Below are 14,661 nucleotides of genomic sequence, written 5' to 3' on the forward strand. Positions count from 1 at the left end.
GACATACAGGACTTTTCATGACTCATCGTGTACTGACCAGCATCGCTGCCGCGGTGCTCACCTCGCTCGCCCTGGTGAGCTGCAGCTCGTCCGATGCAGATGACGCCCCCGCCGCCGCGTCGTCCACCGACTCGTTTCCGCTGACCGTGCAGCACATGTACGGCGAGACCACCCTCGACGCCGTGCCCGAGCGGATTGCCACGTGGGGCTTCGGCACCACCGACGCTGTGCTCGCGTTGGGCGTGGTGCCGGTGGCCATGCCGTCGGCCGAATACGGCGGCGGCGACGACCTGATCTATCCGTGGATCTCCGACGCCATCGACGCCAGCGGTGGGCCCGCTCCGACGTTGCTGGACAACGTGACCGACGCATTGACGGTCGAGAAGGTGCTCGCCGCCGACCCCGACGTTCTGCTCGCCCCGCATTCGGGTCTGACCCAGGCCGAGTACGACGCGGTGACCGACGCCGGAATTCCCGTCATCGCCCCGCCGGAAGAACTGTGGTCGACGCCGTGGCGCGACGTCATCACCACCACGGGCGACGTGCTGGGCGGACCGGGCTCGTGAACTCGTGGCCGATCTGGACAAGCAGGTCACCGACGCAGGCTCGCAACACCCCGAGTTCGATGGCCGCACAATCGCTTACGTGTCCGAGGCCGCAGATGTCTACTACCTGCTGCTGCTGCCGTCCGACCCGCGAGTGGAGCTGCTCGAGAATCTGGGCTTCACCTCGGACCCGTCGGTGACGGCCCTGGCGAGCGGCGACTCGACGTTCTCGACCACCGTCTCGGCGGAGAACATCTCGAAGATCGACGCCGACGTGGTGTTCACTCAGGTCGATACCGACGCTGCACTGGCCGAATTCACGGGTTCACCGGTGACGCGGCAGATCCCGGCCGTCGCCGGGGGAGCAGTGGCAGGATTCGTCGGCCAGGAAGCCGGTGCCGCAGTAGGCCCGACAGCACTGTCGATTCCGTACTTCCTGCCGACCCTCGTCGACGGACTGGCTCGGGCTACCGAGGTAGCCGGGAACTGACGCGGCAGCGATGCGGGTAGGGATTTGGTTTGGCGGCGTGGGGATTCCCCCATGACACCGACTCCTCAAGGGCGTTCTCGGCGAACATGTTTGACGCCGTACAGATTTTCGTCCGCGCGGGCGAGGATGTCCGAGACAGACTCCTGCGGATCCGTGGACTGAGCTGTTCCGACGCTGGCGTAGGGCAACGACTCGGCGGTGATCCGGGCGAACTCGTCGACCACGTCACGGCTGTGCCCTGTCAGGAGCGCCGCGAACTCGTCACCGCCCAGACGTGCGATCACGGCGTCGGAGGGAGCTGCGCGGGTCCAGGACTGCGCCAGATCGATCAGCAGTTCGTCACCCGCACGATGTCCGCCCGAATCGTTGACGGCCTTGAAATTGTCCACGTCGACGATCACCACCGCGACCGGAAGCTCCGCAGTCCTGCTGCCTGCCACCTCCGCCGCGGCCATCTCCCATCCCGCCCGGTTGAACACTCCGGTCAGAGGATCGGTGCACGACGCCACGATGAGAGCCTTGGTCACCACACCGAACGCCTCGCCTGCGGCAATCACCGCGACGCCGAAGATCAGGTACGAAATTGGATACATCGGAGCAGGAGAAGCCCACACCGCCGACAGCACACTCACCACGAGCACGCCGACCAGCACTCTGCCGGGTCCGTCCCGATGGAACGCACGGATGTACATCGCCAGAAACATCGCCGCGATCAGACACTGGCTCTGCGCCGCCGCGAGCCGATGGAACGCCATCACCGCGGGTGTCGCCACCATCGCCGCGGCCAGGGCAAGCCGAAGCGCCACCGCGGTACCGGGTCGAACCCACAGCACCACCACGCCGGCCGCTCCCAGGCCGACAGCTACGACACCACCGGTGACATCGGACGTCACCCGGTCGCCGTGAGGCAGCAACGTCAAGATCACCCCTACTGCATAGAGACCGGTTGTGGCCAGCAGAAAGTACATCAACAGCCGCGTCCGTAGACCCGCCGTACCGTGCACCGAACTCGGATGCGGAACGTGAGGGAACGAGGGCATGGCCAATACCCTGCCAGGGCGCACGGCACCTGTCTCGACCACGACCCCGCCGTTCCGTTGCCTGCGATGATTTTCGCAACGGACGAGCTCATCGGCGGCGGTGAATGCCGCCACAGCGTGCCCGCTTTTTCGGCTGATCGTGTTGCTGGTGCAGGAAAAGTACGGGGCAGTCCGGTAACGCCAGCGGGTAGGCGGCGATGATGAGCTGTGTCCCCACGGCGAAACAGGCAGTCGGTGAACGCGGGGTCGGTGGTGATCGACTCGCGTCGCCGCGTTCTGTCGTCCCTTCTCGCTGTACAGCTGGTGCTCTATTCGGCCGCGTTCATCGCGTCCTGGGCCGACACGAACGGTGCCGGGGCTGTGGGTGAGATGTGGGCCGCAGTGGTCGCTGCGGTGGGATCCGTTGCGATCCTGTCTCGTCGGCCCGGCCCGGTGCGGCAGGGGATCGCCATTGCCTGTGCGGCATTGGCTCCAGCGCTGACGATGCTGACCCATGAGAATCTCGCTGCCCAGGTGTGGGCGTTGATTCCCGCGATGTTTCTGGCGCTCTACCTGCGCGCTGCGTACCCCGTCGTCGTGGCCCGGTTCCTGTGTGTGGCGCTGGCCTTGCTGTCGGCCACGGCGCTGCTGCTCGCGCCCGCACCGGCACCGATGCTGTGGGGCGCGCTCTACGTCGTGTGCATTCTCGCCGCCGCCGAGGTGTTCGGCGCTCTCGGTGCCGCCCTGATCGCCGGTGCTCTCCGCGACCCGCTGACCGGGGTGTTCAACCGCGCCGGTGCCGTCGACGCGGCGACGAATCTCGCTGCCCGAGCGGCTCGTCGATCCGAGAACATCGCCGCGATCGTGTTCGATGTCGACCACTTCAAAGCCGTCAACGACAGGGACGGCCACGCCGCGGGCGACCGCATTCTCATCGGGCTCGCCGACACGCTGACGGAGAAAGCTCCGGCCGGAAGTGTGATCGCCCGGCTCGGCGGCGACGAGTTCATCGTTCTCGTCGCCGGCCTCGACACGGTGCAGATCGACGCTCTCGCGAGGGAACTCGTCGACGGGCATGTCGTCACAGTCACGTACGGCATCGCCGTCGGTTCGCCGGGACCCGACGTGCTCGACGCGCTGACCCAGGTTGCCGACGCCGACATGTACCGCCGAAAGATGCTGCGCCGCAGCCACTGACAGTGCTCGATCAGGGCAGGATGGAATCGACGTAACCGCCGTCGACCCGCAGAGCGCCACCGGTGGTGGCAGATGCCTGCTCCGAGCTCAAGTAGACGATCATGTTGCCGACTTCCTCGGGCTCGATCAATCTGCCGATCAACGAGTTCGGGCGATGGTTCTTCATGAACGTCGCCTGGGCCTCGTCCCACGGGAGATCGTCGCCGACGAGCTCGGCCACGAAATCCTCCACCCCGCCGGTGTGGGTGGGGCCGACGATGACGGAATTGACCGTAACGCCCGTCCCGGCAGCGGCTTTGGCAAATCCGCGGCTCACGGCCAGCAACGCGGTCTTGGTCATGCCGTAGTGGATCATCTCCTCGGGAATGACCACCGCGGAATCGCTACAGATGTTCTGCACTCGGCCCCAACCGAATTCCATCATCCCGGGCAGGTAGGTGCGGATCAGGCGAACGGCCGAGAGCACGTTCACCTCGAAGTAGCGACGCCACTCGTCGTCGTCGATCTCGAGGGCGGGCTTGGATCCGAAGATGCCGAGGTTGTTGACGAGAATGTCGACCGCGGGGACCCGTGCGGTGAGTTGCTCGACGCCCTCGGCGGTGGTGAGGTCGGCGGCGACCCCGATGACACGCGCGCCCGGAACGGTGTCGAGTATCTGCTGCTCGGCGTTGTCCACGGTGGCCTGCGAGCGCCCGTTGATGACCACGCGGGCACCCGACAGTGCAAGCGCCGTAGCGATCGCCAGCCCGATTCCCTGTGTGGAACCGGACACCAGGGCAATACGTCCGTCGAGATCTATGTGCATGGAGCCTCCTCGTCGTGTTTGTTGTGAGCCTACGCCGTTATAGCGCGTATGCAACTAATTTGGGATTAGCACTCTCGGGCGTCGGGTGCCAAAATGAAGAGGCATACTTTCGTGCAACAAGCCCCAGCTCAGCGAGCCTGAGGAAGGAGAGAACAGTGACAGTGACATCCCCCGATTTCGACGCTCACGACATGGATGACGTGCCGCCGCGGTGGTGGAATCGACACATTCGCACCCGAACGCAGGTGACCGAGATCGCCGTGATGTTCGGCGCTCTGTCGATCGTGTCGTTCTGGGCCGCCGGCCTCGGCATCGCAGCCGGCCTGATCGCCATCGCGTCCGCGCTGTGGGCGGATCGAAGCCCGGATCTCTCCGGGCCGCGCGCCGAACGCAGCGATACCGCGCTCGCCATCGGCACCGGAGCGGTCGGCGTGCTCATCGGTCTCGGCTTCCTGTTGATGGTGCTGCCGCACTGGTGAGGTAAGGGTTCTTGGCGAGAGCCGGTCGACGCCGCGTCGGCCGGCTTTCGTCGTCTTCGGCAACATTTCGGTAAGTATCTGCGACGGTCCGTTGCACTAACGGGATTTATATGTGACGCTCTGTAGCGTAAAGATTGTTCGGGACGCAGGCGGAAGGACCACCATGACTGCAGTCGACGACGCACGAACGCACTACCGAGACACCTTGCACTCCTTGTCGACGGCATCGGTGCATCAGCACTTCGACGCCTTCCTCGACATTCCCTGGGACGAGCCCGAATACGCGATCGTTCCCAACGATCCCCGGTGGGTACTCCCGGACGAGGATCCTCTCGGTCACACCGATTGGTACAAGTCACTTCCCCTGGATCGGCAGATCCACATCGGCATGTATCGCCAGGCCAGCATGGTCAAGGTAGGCCTGCAGTTCGAGCAGATCCTCATCAGCGGCCTCATGCAGTACGCCCTCACGCTGCCCAACGACTCACCGGAATTCCGGTACTCGACGCACGAGGCCACCGAAGAGTGCCACCACACCCAGATGTTCCAGGAGCTGGTGAACCGCATCGGCATCGACGTGCCGGGTGGACCCGGATGGTTCCGCAAGATCGTGCCGATGCTCACGGTGTTCGCCAGCCGCTCGGCACCGTTCGGATTCTTCGTCGGCGTCCTCGCGGGCGAAGAGCCGATCGACCACATGCAGAAGGGCGTTCTGCGCGGGGGCGCAGTCGGCCACCCGTTGGTCCAGCGCGTGATGCAGATCCACATCGCCGAGGAAGCCCGCCACATCGGCTTCGCGCATCAGTACCTGCGGTACAAGGCTCCTCGCCTCGGCCCCTTCGAGAAGGCGTCGATCTCGATCCTGACGCCCGTCATCATGCGGCTGCTGTGCGACGTCATCATGAAGCCGAGCAAGCAGATGCGACGCGAACTCGACATCCCCGACGAGGTAGTCGACGCCGTGTGGTGGAACAGCGAACCGTCACGAAAGGCATTGCGCGACAACTTCGGTGACGTACGCATGCTCGCCGGCGAACTGGGACTGATGAACCGCGTCTCCAAGCGCGTGTGGCGCGCCCTCGGAATCGACGGACGGCCGTCGCGCTACCGCAGTGAGCCCTCGTTCGGCTGAGCTGACTGGGGGCCGGTGACAGATTCGAGAGGGACTTGGGGTATCGCGATTCCGCGGGATGCCCCAAGTCCCTTGACCTGCAGCCAGATGGTGTCGGCCAGGAACGTCGCGAAATGATCCAGGCCGGTACGTGATTCGGTTTGCGCGCTCCAACTGCGCACCGCGCCCATGCAGCCGGACACCAGACCCGCGACCCACGGACGCACCAGCGACCAATCCTCGGGCGACAGATCCGCATTCACCAACGCGAGAAACGCCGCGACGCTGACCTCCAACTGCTCGGCGAGCAGGGCATTGGTCTCTTCGAGCGGACTGGGCGACTCGGTACTGACATCCTGCTCGACGAAACGCGTCCACGCGGGATGCTCGGCGACCCAGCGGACGTAGGTACTCACCACCCGATGCACCACATCGCGTGGAGTGCCGGTCAACGCGAACGAGACGACCAGCGCAGCGCTCAGCTGCTTGCAGATGGCACGCTGAATCGCGGTGTCGAGATCGGTGCGATCGTTGAAATACCGGTAGAGGCCGGTGCGATGAACGCCCGCCTCGGCGGAGATCTGTGCAGTGGTCAGCCGTTCCCCAGGTGCGATGTCACGGGCCAGTACCGTCATCGCGGCCTCGATGATATGGCGTCGACGATCGGTGTTGTGCTGTTCCCACCGCCGCTTACGGCCGTCGGCCTTCGGGCGTGCGCCACCGTCACTCATGCTGCATGGTCTCATGTTCCCCGGGCTGCTGTGGGCGCGTTGGGGTTCGACGGTCACTCGTGCGGGGGTTCACCGGTGACCTTGTGGTCGGCGAAATTCAGGCCCTCGCGCACCAGCCGAGCGAGGTGGCCGTCGGCGAGGTTGTAGATGACGTTGCGCCCGTCGCGGCGAGTCTCGACCAGACCGGTGAACCGGAGCTTGGCCAGATGTTGGCTGACGGCCGTGCGGGACGTGCCGGTGGCCGCGGTGAGCTCGCTGACGTCGGCGGGACCGCGATCGAGTAGCCAGAGTATGTGTAGCCGAGTCGGATCGGACAGCATCCGGAACGTGTCGGTTGCCGTCGCCAGTCGCGCGGAGTCGGGTTGTGCCTCGTGATGGAGACTGATGCGCTGTTCCTTCTTCGGTGGCATCGAGGTGTCTCCTTTGCGGATCGCGTCTCCTCATGCGGAGGCGGCGACCGGGATTCGGGAGCGACTCCACAGGCGTGCTGCGGACAGTGCCGCAAGTGTAGCCAAGGCCGTGAGCACCGTCGCCGCGGCGAGTAGTCCGAATTGCGCCCCGACCCAACCGGCCAACGGATACGTGAGCAGAAACGCCGCATGGGACAGGGAGAACTGAGCAGCGAAGATCGAGGTTCGGCTGTGTTCGTCCGACTCTCGTCGCAAGATCCTCGCCGACGGCGTGTTGATCAGCGAGGTGCCGACGCCCAGTACCGACCACGTGATGGCCAGCGCGGTCCACGCGGTCGGCCCGCCGCCGAGGGTGGCGACGAGTGCTGCGGCCGCGGTGCCGGCGACCGCGACGGCGGCACCGGCGAGCATGAGGCGATGGTCGGAGATGCGTTCGAGGGCCTTCGGAACGATCAGGGCCGCTGTCATCGACCCGGCACCGAAGCAACCGAGGGCGACGGCCAATTGAGTGCTCGAGCCGCCGAACAGATCACGCACGTACACAACGGTATTGACGAGTACCAGAGCCGTGGCTGCGGCGACCACGGTGTTCAGTGCTAGCAAGCCCTGGAGTTCGCGCTGCCGGACGAACGTCGCTATGCCGTCGAGCGGTTTCTTGTGTTGTGCTGCAACGTATCTGGGAAGGGCTGTGCCGACCACCATTGCTGCGGAGGCGACGAACCCCACCGCCGTCCCGACGAACAGGGTGTGGAAGGTGACGACCGTCAGCAGTGCGGCGGCGATCAGCGGGCTCACCAGGGACTCGAGGTCGTAGGCCAGGCGGGAGAGCGTGAGCGCGCGGGTGTACTGCTGTGCGTCCGGCACGACGGACGGGATGACGGCCTGAAAGGTGGGTGTGAACGTGGCCGACGCCGCCTGCAGCACGAATATCAGGACGTAGACCTGCCACACCTGATCGACGAAGGGGAGCGCCAGCGCGGTGAGCGCTCGAACGACATCGGCGGTGACGAGGACGAGCTTGCGCGGCAACCTACTGGTCAGTGACGAAACAACGGGCGCGACAACCACATACGAGATCATCTTGATGGCCAACGCGGTGCCGAGGACGGCTCCGGCGGCGCTGCCGGCGATGTCGTAGGCCAGGAGCCCGAGCGCCACCGTCAACAACCCGGTGCCCACGAGTGCGACCACCTGTGCGGTGAACAGGCGTCGGAAAAGGTGATTGTGCCGAAGCATGCGTTCACTGTACATACGCGTGCGCACTTGCGCACTCGTGTGTTTTATTGAAGATGCACCGACTAACGCCCCACGATGGGGCTATTTTCTGTAGCGTTGTCAGTTGTCGGCTCAACGAATATCCAGGGGTGGTCAATGGCCGATCAGCGCACGTATCCAGTGGGGCAACTGGCACGCGCCATCGATCAGCTGCCGTCGATGATCGGCTACTGGGACAGCGCGCAGCGCAACGTCTTCGCCAACAAAGTCTATGCCGACTACTTCGGCATCGAGCCGGCGCGCCTGGTCGGTATGCACATCAGCGAGCTCCTCGGTGAGGGACTGTACGAACTGAACAAGCCCTACATCTCGGGAGCGCTCGCCGGCGAGCAGCAACAGTTCGACCGCACACTCATCGACGTCAACGGCGCCGTACGCGTCACCCAGGCCACCTACGTCCCCGACATCGTCGACGGCGTCGTGGTCGGATTCACGGCAATGGTCGTCGACGTCAGTGCCCGTGCCGAGGCCGAGCGACAACGAGACCGCGCGATCCGGCTCTTTCAGGTCGCGATGGAGAACGCCCCGATCGGAAAAGCCATCCTGACACTGGACGGCCGCTGGATACAGGTGAACAAGGCGTTGTGCGATCTCCTGGGATACAGCGCAGAAGAGTTGCAGCAGAGAACTTTCCGTGACCTGACCCACCCCGACGACATCGTGGAGGCAGAGGCGCACCTGGAGGGCCTGGTGAGCGGATCACTGACGGGCGTCGAGTGCGAGAAACGGTACATCCGAAAGGACGGCGCCACCATCTGGGTACAGCGCAACGCAGCGCTGGTACGCGACAGCGAAACCGGCGACGTGATCATCGCGCAGATCCAAGACATCACCGCGCGCAAAACAGCCGAAGCGAAACTCGAGCGCCAAGTACTCATCGACGACCTCACCGGACTCGGCAACCGACGCCGACTGATGGCTGAACTGCAGACCCTCAAAGAGGCCGCCGACAGTACCCCGGTCGGAATCCTGTTCGTCGACGTCGACTCCTTCAAATCCGTCAACGATTGCTACGGCCACGCGGTCGGCGACGGACTACTCGCCGCCATCGGTGACCGCATTCGTACCAACCTCCGCGCCGGAGACATCGCCTGCCGCACCGGAGGCGACGAATTCGTGGCCCTACTTCATGGATCTCAGTCGGCCGACAGCGTCGAGCGCCTCGCCGCCCGAGCACGCCAACTCCTCGCCGGCCCCTACCTCATCGACGAGACCTCGATACCCGCATCGGTCAGCGTCGGATGGAGCTGGGACAAACCCGTCAGCCCCGAAAAACTCCTGCACGCCGCCGACGAACGCATGTACTCGTCGAAACGACGCTGACCCCTCGTGCGGCTCCCCGACGTTCGGCTGACCCCTCGTGCGGCTCCCCATTGCGGATCAATGTGGCTTGCAGTCGCTTGGAGTGCAACAAAGTCGCATTGATCCGCCGGTAGGGGTGAGCGGCGAGGTGCGGGTCCGGATAGTTCGCAAACGCGCGCGCACTTGTCAGAAATGCCCGGAACGGTGTGGCAATTATGCGAGCGTTCGGCAAACGCGCGCGCATTTGCGAAGGTACGCAAGAACATGGACCTCCGCCAGAACGATGTAGACGCCACTCTTGCGGGAGGCCTCGAGGTACTCCGGTCGGCGTGGGAGTCGGCTACGAGGGTGGTGCCTCACAGCCGTGTCGGACGTGCCCCCAGTATCGGTGCGGGAGCAGGGTCTTGCTTCTTGCGTGAATCGACCCGATACGCGAGATAGAGATACAGAAAGCCGGTAACGGTGCCGCCGAGACATCCTGCTGCAATATCGAGGGCGGTGGATCCTGAGTTGACTGACAAGTGGAGCAGCAAGAATCCGATTGCTACGGCCGGGACGAGAGCCAGGGCGTTGATGTAGTCGGCGCGAGTTGCGCCGCACTTCTTGCTCAACGCGCCGGTCATGACCCACTCGCGAAATGGCTTCTGCATCTCAGGCTCCTCGTATGGGTCTGATTTGTCCCGTTCAGCCAGGATACCGGAGAGTTGGTTTAGGTAGGGTTCGAGTTATGCGCGCTGTTGTCTTCCTGGCTGTACTCGCGATCATCTACAAGTGGCCGGTGTTCGGAGACAGCCCTGGCCACTGGTCGGCCCTGACACAGGGAATCATGTTCGGCGCGATCATCTGCACCGTCGCCACCCCTGCGGGATGGAAGGCCATCCGGCGCATAGATGGACGGATGCGGTCTTAGACCGATGCCCGTGGGGCGACGTTGGTCCGGATTGCGCCGCAAACGCGAGCGCATTCGTCAGGTGCGCGCGGATTCGTCGCCTATTTCGACCGCCAGAGAGGGCCATTCGACAAAAGCGCGCGCGTTTGCGGCGGGGTTCCGTCCCGTTTCGTGACTCGGCCGGAGCAGTTCGGCGTGGGCACCCGTTGCCTCCCAATCCACCTGAATCGGGTGCAGATAGCCGCGCTCACGCGGTCAGCTGCACCCGATTCGAGGGTGGTGAGGCCATGTGTTTGGGTGAGTCCCATGGACTGGGGCGGCAGAGAGCTGAGCGTGGCCGCCGGGAGTGGGGCAGTCACGTCTGCGGTACTCATCGCACCGGTCATCGATGGCAAGTGGTTGGATCTGACTCTCCCTGCCGTACTCGGCGCAATCGTTGGACTGCTGGTGGGATTCGCGGCGGTGGTCGGCGGCAAGTACGCACTGAAGACTGCAGTGCCGTGGCCGCCTAGCGGTCGAAAACAATGGCGACACCGATTTGCCCTGTGCACTGCGGCAGTGGTGACACTATTCGTTGCCGGACTCTCGGCATGGGCGAGCGCTTCCTCGGCGATGGTCGCGTCGGACAGCGCGGAGCCGCCGATACAGCTGATGGTGACAATTGCGTTGACTGCAATCAGTTACGTGTTCGCGTACTACGTTGCGCCCGAGGTCAACTGACTCCGGCTGGAGCGGTTCAGTCCGAACCGGTGAACGCGCCGAGGACACGCTCACCGACAGGCGTCAGGGCCGTCGAACGCGCCCACCAAGAGACAGGCGATATCACGCGGGACTCTCCACTGATTGTCGTATCGCACGAATGACATCGGTCCGACGGGATAACTGTCCATGCTTCGGAAAGTTCCGACACCCATGGCCTCCACCGAATCGGGACCGGTCGAAGCGACGGTTGTGAATTCGATGTGTTGCGGATCCGGCTGAGCGCCCCAGGCGCGTGCGAGCCGCACGTTGTTCTCGGCCGGCCCGTCGAACAATCGAGCTCGATCTTCTTCGCGAATCGAGTAGTCCACGCTCGCTGCGAACAGAGCCGTCAACTGGGCTGCGGTCGGCACATCGTCGGTGATGGGCGGTGGCGGAGAGGCGAATTGCGTCGGGCTGACCGATGCGACTGGCGACTTCGGCTCGTCCACCTCGGCGGGGGAGCAGGCGCAGGCGAGCAACACCACAGCGACCGCGCTCACTCCGACAAGTTTCACCGGCCCAGTATGGACCGAAACAGTGTGGCGGGTAGGTGAATAGCCTTCAGATACCCGACGTCTTCAGGAGTCGGTTGTGTTGCGCGGTGATCACCAGTACCGGCACGGCGATCGGCAGAATGAGGGCCGCCGCTGGAAGAACGAGGGCAGCAGGAGCAGTCGTCAGGTCCCACACCGCTCCAGCCACTATCCACGCGCTTGCGACCGCTACGGCCTGCGCGCCTACTCGGAGGGTCGTCACTTTCCACGGGGAACGAACCTCGAACGTGCCTATGGTCATCGGCAGGTAGTGGCCCTCGTTCACCTGTGACAGCCGCAGCGTCGCGACAGTCATCATGGCTGCGCTGATGGCAGCGAGCAGGAGGCCGAGAAACAACATGCTCAGTACGATACGCAAACTTGTGGCCCTAGGCTGCTGGTATGACTGCCGCTGCGAATTCCGATGCGACCCGTCGTAGGGTGCCGTCCTGGTTGCGAGAGTTGACGGTTCTGGTCGTGGTCGCATTGTTACTGAGTGTGCTGCTGCAAACATTTGTCGGACGTGTCTATCTCATCCCGTCGCAGTCCATGGAACCCACGCTGCACGGCTGTCCCGGTTGTACCGGTGATCGAATCGTGGTGGACAAGATGACGTTTCGATTCGGCGATCCGCAGCCGGGTGATGTGGTGGTGTTCAAGGCTCCGACGGAGTCGTGGAACAGGGGATACACGTCGAGCCGATCGAGCAACGCAGGAGTGAAGGCGTTGCAGGACGCGGGATCGTGGGCCGGACTCGTCGCGCCCGACGAGAACGACCTCGTGAAACGGGTGATCGCAACAGGCGGGCAAACCGTCCAGTGCTGCGATGTGCAAGGAAGAGTCGAGGTCGACGGGCAGCCGCTCGACGAGCCCTACATCGCGTTCGACTTCCCCTACGACGCGGACACACTCACCTGCGCAACAGTTCCGCAGTCCGGTCGCTGTTTCGGGCCGGTGACCGTACCGTCCGGCAATCTGTGGATGATGGGCGACAATCGAAGCGGCTCAGCCGATTCGAGGGCACACTCCCGTGACGAACTGGGCGGAACGGTCCCTATCGGGAATGTGATCGGCAAGGCCAGATTCATAGTGCTGCCACCGTCGAGATGGGGAGTTATCGAATCGCCTGCGATACAGCGCTGATCGACTACGCATTCCCACGATCCCGTCGAGTAGCAGCGTCTTAGAACCCGAGATCGCGCTTACGACGCTCGCGTTCCATGCGTCGCTGTTCCTCGGCGCGTTCGCGGCATTGCCGGAGGAATTCGGCGTCCGCATCCGGATTCTGGGCGGCCTGACGGCCCGGCCGTGTCTCGTACTCGGGGTACGCGGAGTTGCTCGCGCGACCGTAACCGGACCCGCCGGCACCTCCCCAGATCCCGGCACCGACGGGTCGGCCCGCAACGAGCCAGGCCAACGACCCAGCGAACGGGAGGAAGACGATGAGCAGAATCCAGACGATCTTGGGCAGATAGCGGATGCCACCCTCGTCTGCGGTGATCGCGTCGATCAGACAGAACACCCACAGCAGCATGACCAGCAAACCGAAATACGGCATTGTGTCCCTCCATGTCCAAGACCGCTCGGTCCGATGTACCGAAGATCGTAGCGCTGTCTTCGCGTTTCCGACAGACGAGTCGGTTTGGAAGTCTGGGGCGGGGGCTCGGACACGGCCGGATGCAGCGTCAATGACCTGGGCAGTAGATATACAGGGATGATCGCTGCCCATCCCTGGTGAGCAGGACGGTCACCGGACCTGTGGGACGCGGGTGCGCCTATCGGCGAGCATCGTCATGGCCCGCGGTGGGCCTGATCCTCAGAGCGACGAAGACGACGACGAGGGTCGTCAGAAACACCGCGGGATAGGTGAATTGGACGGCGAACTCGAAGGCGGGGGAGCCCTCGAACATGAAGATTCCGATGGCCTTGATGCCGCGGTAGTCGGTGAAGTACCAGGCAGTCATCGGCGTGGTCACGGCGATCGGGGCCAGCCAACTCCACCAGGTTCGGTGTCGGTTGGCGTAGTCGAGAGCGAGGACGGTCAGCGGAATGCACCACACCCAGTGATGGCCCCACGCGAAAGGCGAGACCATCGGCGTCGCCATTCCACATATTGTCAGGGCCAGCAACGTCTTTCCGGCTGCCTGCGCGCGTGCCGCCACCCACAGCGCCAGAGCGGCGACGACAACGGCGAGCACCAGCCACACGGCGAAAGGAGGTGTATTGCCCGGCCACAGTCGAGCCAATGCGCCATGGATCGACTGGTTGGCGGGTGAGGCCAGTGCACCGATTCGTTCCGAGTCGATCATCGTCGACGTCCAGAATCTCCACGAATCGGCGGGAATGACGATCAGTCCGGCAAGCACGGTTGCTGTGAACACAGCGATCGCAGTAACGGCTGCCCGCCACTGTCTCTGTGCCAGTAGATGAAGCACGAAGAATGCGGGCGTCAGTTTCAGTCCCGCAGCAATGCCGACACCCACGCCGCGGAGACGACTGCCCTCGCCGCGGGTGAGGTCGAGCAGAACGAGAACCAGCAAGAGCAAATTAATCTGACCGAGCCAGATGGTCATGCGAACCGGCTCGAGCCACGTCAGTGCCACTGCCAATCCGACACTGACGAGATACATTGTTGCGCTTCGATATCCGAGCGCGCGCCAGCTCGCGACCACGGCCACGTAGATCAGCAACAGGTTGATCGCCTGAACCACCGCCACAGCGCTCGTGACAGTGAGAAGGGCGAGCGGGGCGAAGGCCAACGCCGCGAAGGGCGGGTAGGTGAACGGTAGGCCGATGTCGAACAATGCGAACTCGTACAGCGGCTCGCCCTGTTGAACGACGTACGCACCGTGCCGATAGACGATGGTGTCGATTCCGTTGCCGAACAGACCGAAGGGGGTTGTCCATCCCAAGAAGTAGGCGTGCGCAACGATCGCGACGCACGCGGCGAGCGCAGACGCGAGGAACCAGCGCCAACCGAGCCGGCCGACGCCCGTCGCGTGCACTTCCGGCTGCGTCTCCCGGATGGCCGTCTCCTGGTCGTTCTCTGCGTGCACGTCCGAGTCCGACCGCGCGTAGAGCGGCCGAATACTGGACGTCGTCATGGCCTACACGATAGATCGTTGTACCTGATA

19 protein-coding genes are annotated in these 14,661 nt (G+C 64.0%); 9 read left to right on the forward strand and 10 right to left on the reverse strand.

Translation table 11 applies throughout. The annotated features are described in order from the left end of the window. Positions 1 to 17 precede the first annotated feature (17 nt). Together QM588_RS03805 and QM588_RS03810 are read left to right on the forward strand one after the other, a co-directional pair. The gene (locus QM588_RS03805) at positions 18 to 566 is read left to right on the forward strand and encodes an ABC transporter substrate-binding protein (protein WP_283311561.1); all 549 of its coding nucleotides are present in this window, start codon (positions 18 to 20) and stop codon (positions 564 to 566) included. 4 nt (positions 567 to 570) lie between these two features. Then, positions 571 to 1,035 carry a hypothetical protein gene (locus QM588_RS03810; RefSeq protein ID WP_283311562.1) on the forward strand — a complete coding sequence of 155 codons (465 nt, stop codon included), beginning with the start codon at positions 571 to 573 and terminating at the stop codon, positions 1,033 to 1,035. A 65-nt stretch (positions 1,036 to 1,100) separates the two neighbouring features. Here the strand turns inward: QM588_RS03810 and QM588_RS03815 are convergent, their stop codons facing one another. Continuing rightward, entirely contained in the window at positions 1,101 to 2,075 is a 975-nt protein-coding gene (locus QM588_RS03815) for a GGDEF domain-containing protein (protein ID WP_283311563.1), read from the reverse strand. 234 nt (positions 2,076 to 2,309) lie between these two features. Between QM588_RS03815 and QM588_RS03820 the strand changes: the two genes are divergently transcribed. Then, positions 2,310 to 3,251: a GGDEF domain-containing protein gene (locus QM588_RS03820; RefSeq protein ID WP_283311564.1), complete on the forward strand. Its 942-nt coding sequence runs from the start codon at positions 2,310 to 2,312 to the stop codon at positions 3,249 to 3,251. A gap of 10 nt (positions 3,252 to 3,261) precedes the next feature. Here QM588_RS03820 and QM588_RS03825 read toward each other — a convergent pair whose 3' ends face one another. After that, positions 3,262 to 4,056 (reverse strand): SDR family NAD(P)-dependent oxidoreductase, encoded by a 795-nt coding sequence (locus QM588_RS03825; protein WP_283311568.1) that lies wholly within the window; start codon positions 4,054 to 4,056, stop codon positions 3,262 to 3,264. A gap of 155 nt (positions 4,057 to 4,211) precedes the next feature. Between QM588_RS03825 and QM588_RS03830 the strand changes: the two genes are divergently transcribed. Together QM588_RS03830 and QM588_RS03835 are read left to right on the forward strand one after the other, a co-directional pair. Continuing rightward, positions 4,212 to 4,535 carry a hypothetical protein gene (locus tag QM588_RS03830; RefSeq protein WP_141214889.1) on the forward strand — a complete coding sequence of 108 codons (324 nt, stop codon included), beginning with the start codon at positions 4,212 to 4,214 and terminating at the stop codon, positions 4,533 to 4,535. 163 nt (positions 4,536 to 4,698) lie between these two features. Then, the gene (locus QM588_RS03835) at positions 4,699 to 5,667 is read left to right on the forward strand and encodes an AurF N-oxygenase family protein (RefSeq protein WP_283311569.1); all 969 of its coding nucleotides are present in this window, start codon (positions 4,699 to 4,701) and stop codon (positions 5,665 to 5,667) included. Here QM588_RS03835 and QM588_RS03840 read toward each other — a convergent pair. Genes QM588_RS03840 through QM588_RS03850 form a run of 3 tightly spaced genes read right to left on the reverse strand, consistent with a single transcriptional unit; the run spans position 5,640 to position 8,023 of the window. After that, positions 5,640 to 6,377: a TetR/AcrR family transcriptional regulator gene (locus tag QM588_RS03840; RefSeq protein ID WP_283311571.1), complete on the reverse strand. Its 738-nt coding sequence runs from the start codon at positions 6,375 to 6,377 to the stop codon at positions 5,640 to 5,642. The genes QM588_RS03835 and QM588_RS03840 overlap by 28 nt on opposite strands. A gap of 53 nt (positions 6,378 to 6,430) precedes the next feature. Further along, the gene (locus QM588_RS03845; RefSeq protein ID WP_032366952.1) at positions 6,431 to 6,787 is read right to left on the reverse strand and encodes an ArsR/SmtB family transcription factor; all 357 of its coding nucleotides are present in this window, start codon (positions 6,785 to 6,787) and stop codon (positions 6,431 to 6,433) included. A gap of 30 nt (positions 6,788 to 6,817) precedes the next feature. Then, the gene (locus tag QM588_RS03850) at positions 6,818 to 8,023 is read right to left on the reverse strand and encodes an MFS transporter (protein WP_283311572.1); all 1,206 of its coding nucleotides are present in this window, start codon (positions 8,021 to 8,023) and stop codon (positions 6,818 to 6,820) included. Between the two features lie 135 nt (positions 8,024 to 8,158). Here QM588_RS03850 and QM588_RS03855 point away from each other — a divergent pair, with 135 nt between their 5' ends. Continuing rightward, a complete protein-coding gene (locus tag QM588_RS03855; RefSeq protein WP_283311573.1) occupies positions 8,159 to 9,385 on the forward strand; it encodes a PAS domain S-box protein in 1,227 nt (408 codons plus the stop codon). 335 nt (positions 9,386 to 9,720) lie between these two features. Here QM588_RS03855 and QM588_RS03860 read toward each other — a convergent pair whose 3' ends face one another. Continuing rightward, positions 9,721 to 10,014 (reverse strand): hypothetical protein, encoded by a 294-nt coding sequence (locus QM588_RS03860; protein WP_094621451.1) that lies wholly within the window; start codon positions 10,012 to 10,014, stop codon positions 9,721 to 9,723. Between the two features lie 77 nt (positions 10,015 to 10,091). Here QM588_RS03860 and QM588_RS03865 point away from each other — a divergent pair, with 77 nt between their 5' ends. Together QM588_RS03865 and QM588_RS03870 are read left to right on the forward strand one after the other, a co-directional pair. Next, on the forward strand, positions 10,092 to 10,274 hold the full coding sequence (locus tag QM588_RS03865) for a hypothetical protein (protein WP_283311575.1): 183 nt from the start codon (positions 10,092 to 10,094) through the stop codon (positions 10,272 to 10,274). A gap of 276 nt (positions 10,275 to 10,550) precedes the next feature. After that, a complete protein-coding gene (locus tag QM588_RS03870) occupies positions 10,551 to 10,973 on the forward strand; it encodes a hypothetical protein (protein ID WP_283311576.1) in 423 nt (140 codons plus the stop codon). Between the two features lie 50 nt (positions 10,974 to 11,023). On the opposite strand, the gene QM588_RS03875 is transcribed toward QM588_RS03870, so the two are convergent. Both QM588_RS03875 and QM588_RS03880 read right to left on the reverse strand, forming a co-directional pair. Next, on the reverse strand, positions 11,024 to 11,509 hold the full coding sequence (locus QM588_RS03875; protein ID WP_222096352.1) for a hypothetical protein: 486 nt from the start codon (positions 11,507 to 11,509) through the stop codon (positions 11,024 to 11,026). Positions 11,510 to 11,555: 46 nt separating this feature from the next. Next, on the reverse strand, positions 11,556 to 11,888 hold the full coding sequence (locus QM588_RS03880; RefSeq protein WP_283311580.1) for a hypothetical protein: 333 nt from the start codon (positions 11,886 to 11,888) through the stop codon (positions 11,556 to 11,558). 41 nt (positions 11,889 to 11,929) lie between these two features. On the opposite strand from QM588_RS03880, the gene lepB reads away from it, so the two are divergent. Continuing rightward, entirely contained in the window at positions 11,930 to 12,670 is a 741-nt protein-coding gene (lepB, locus tag QM588_RS03885) for a signal peptidase I (protein ID WP_222082412.1), read from the forward strand. Between the two features lie 40 nt (positions 12,671 to 12,710). Here lepB and QM588_RS03890 read toward each other — a convergent pair whose 3' ends face one another. Beyond that, a complete protein-coding gene (locus tag QM588_RS03890) occupies positions 12,711 to 13,085 on the reverse strand; it encodes a PLD nuclease N-terminal domain-containing protein (RefSeq protein ID WP_222082411.1) in 375 nt (124 codons plus the stop codon). Positions 13,086 to 13,302: 217 nt separating this feature from the next. After that, the gene (locus QM588_RS03895) at positions 13,303 to 14,631 is read right to left on the reverse strand and encodes a glycosyltransferase 87 family protein (protein WP_283311586.1); all 1,329 of its coding nucleotides are present in this window, start codon (positions 14,629 to 14,631) and stop codon (positions 13,303 to 13,305) included. Between the last annotated feature and the right edge of the window lie 30 nt (positions 14,632 to 14,661).

The sequence above is a fragment of the Rhodococcus sp. IEGM 1354 genome (genome assembly GCF_030056855.1).
Lineage (GTDB): Bacteria > Actinomycetota > Actinomycetes > Mycobacteriales > Mycobacteriaceae > Rhodococcoides.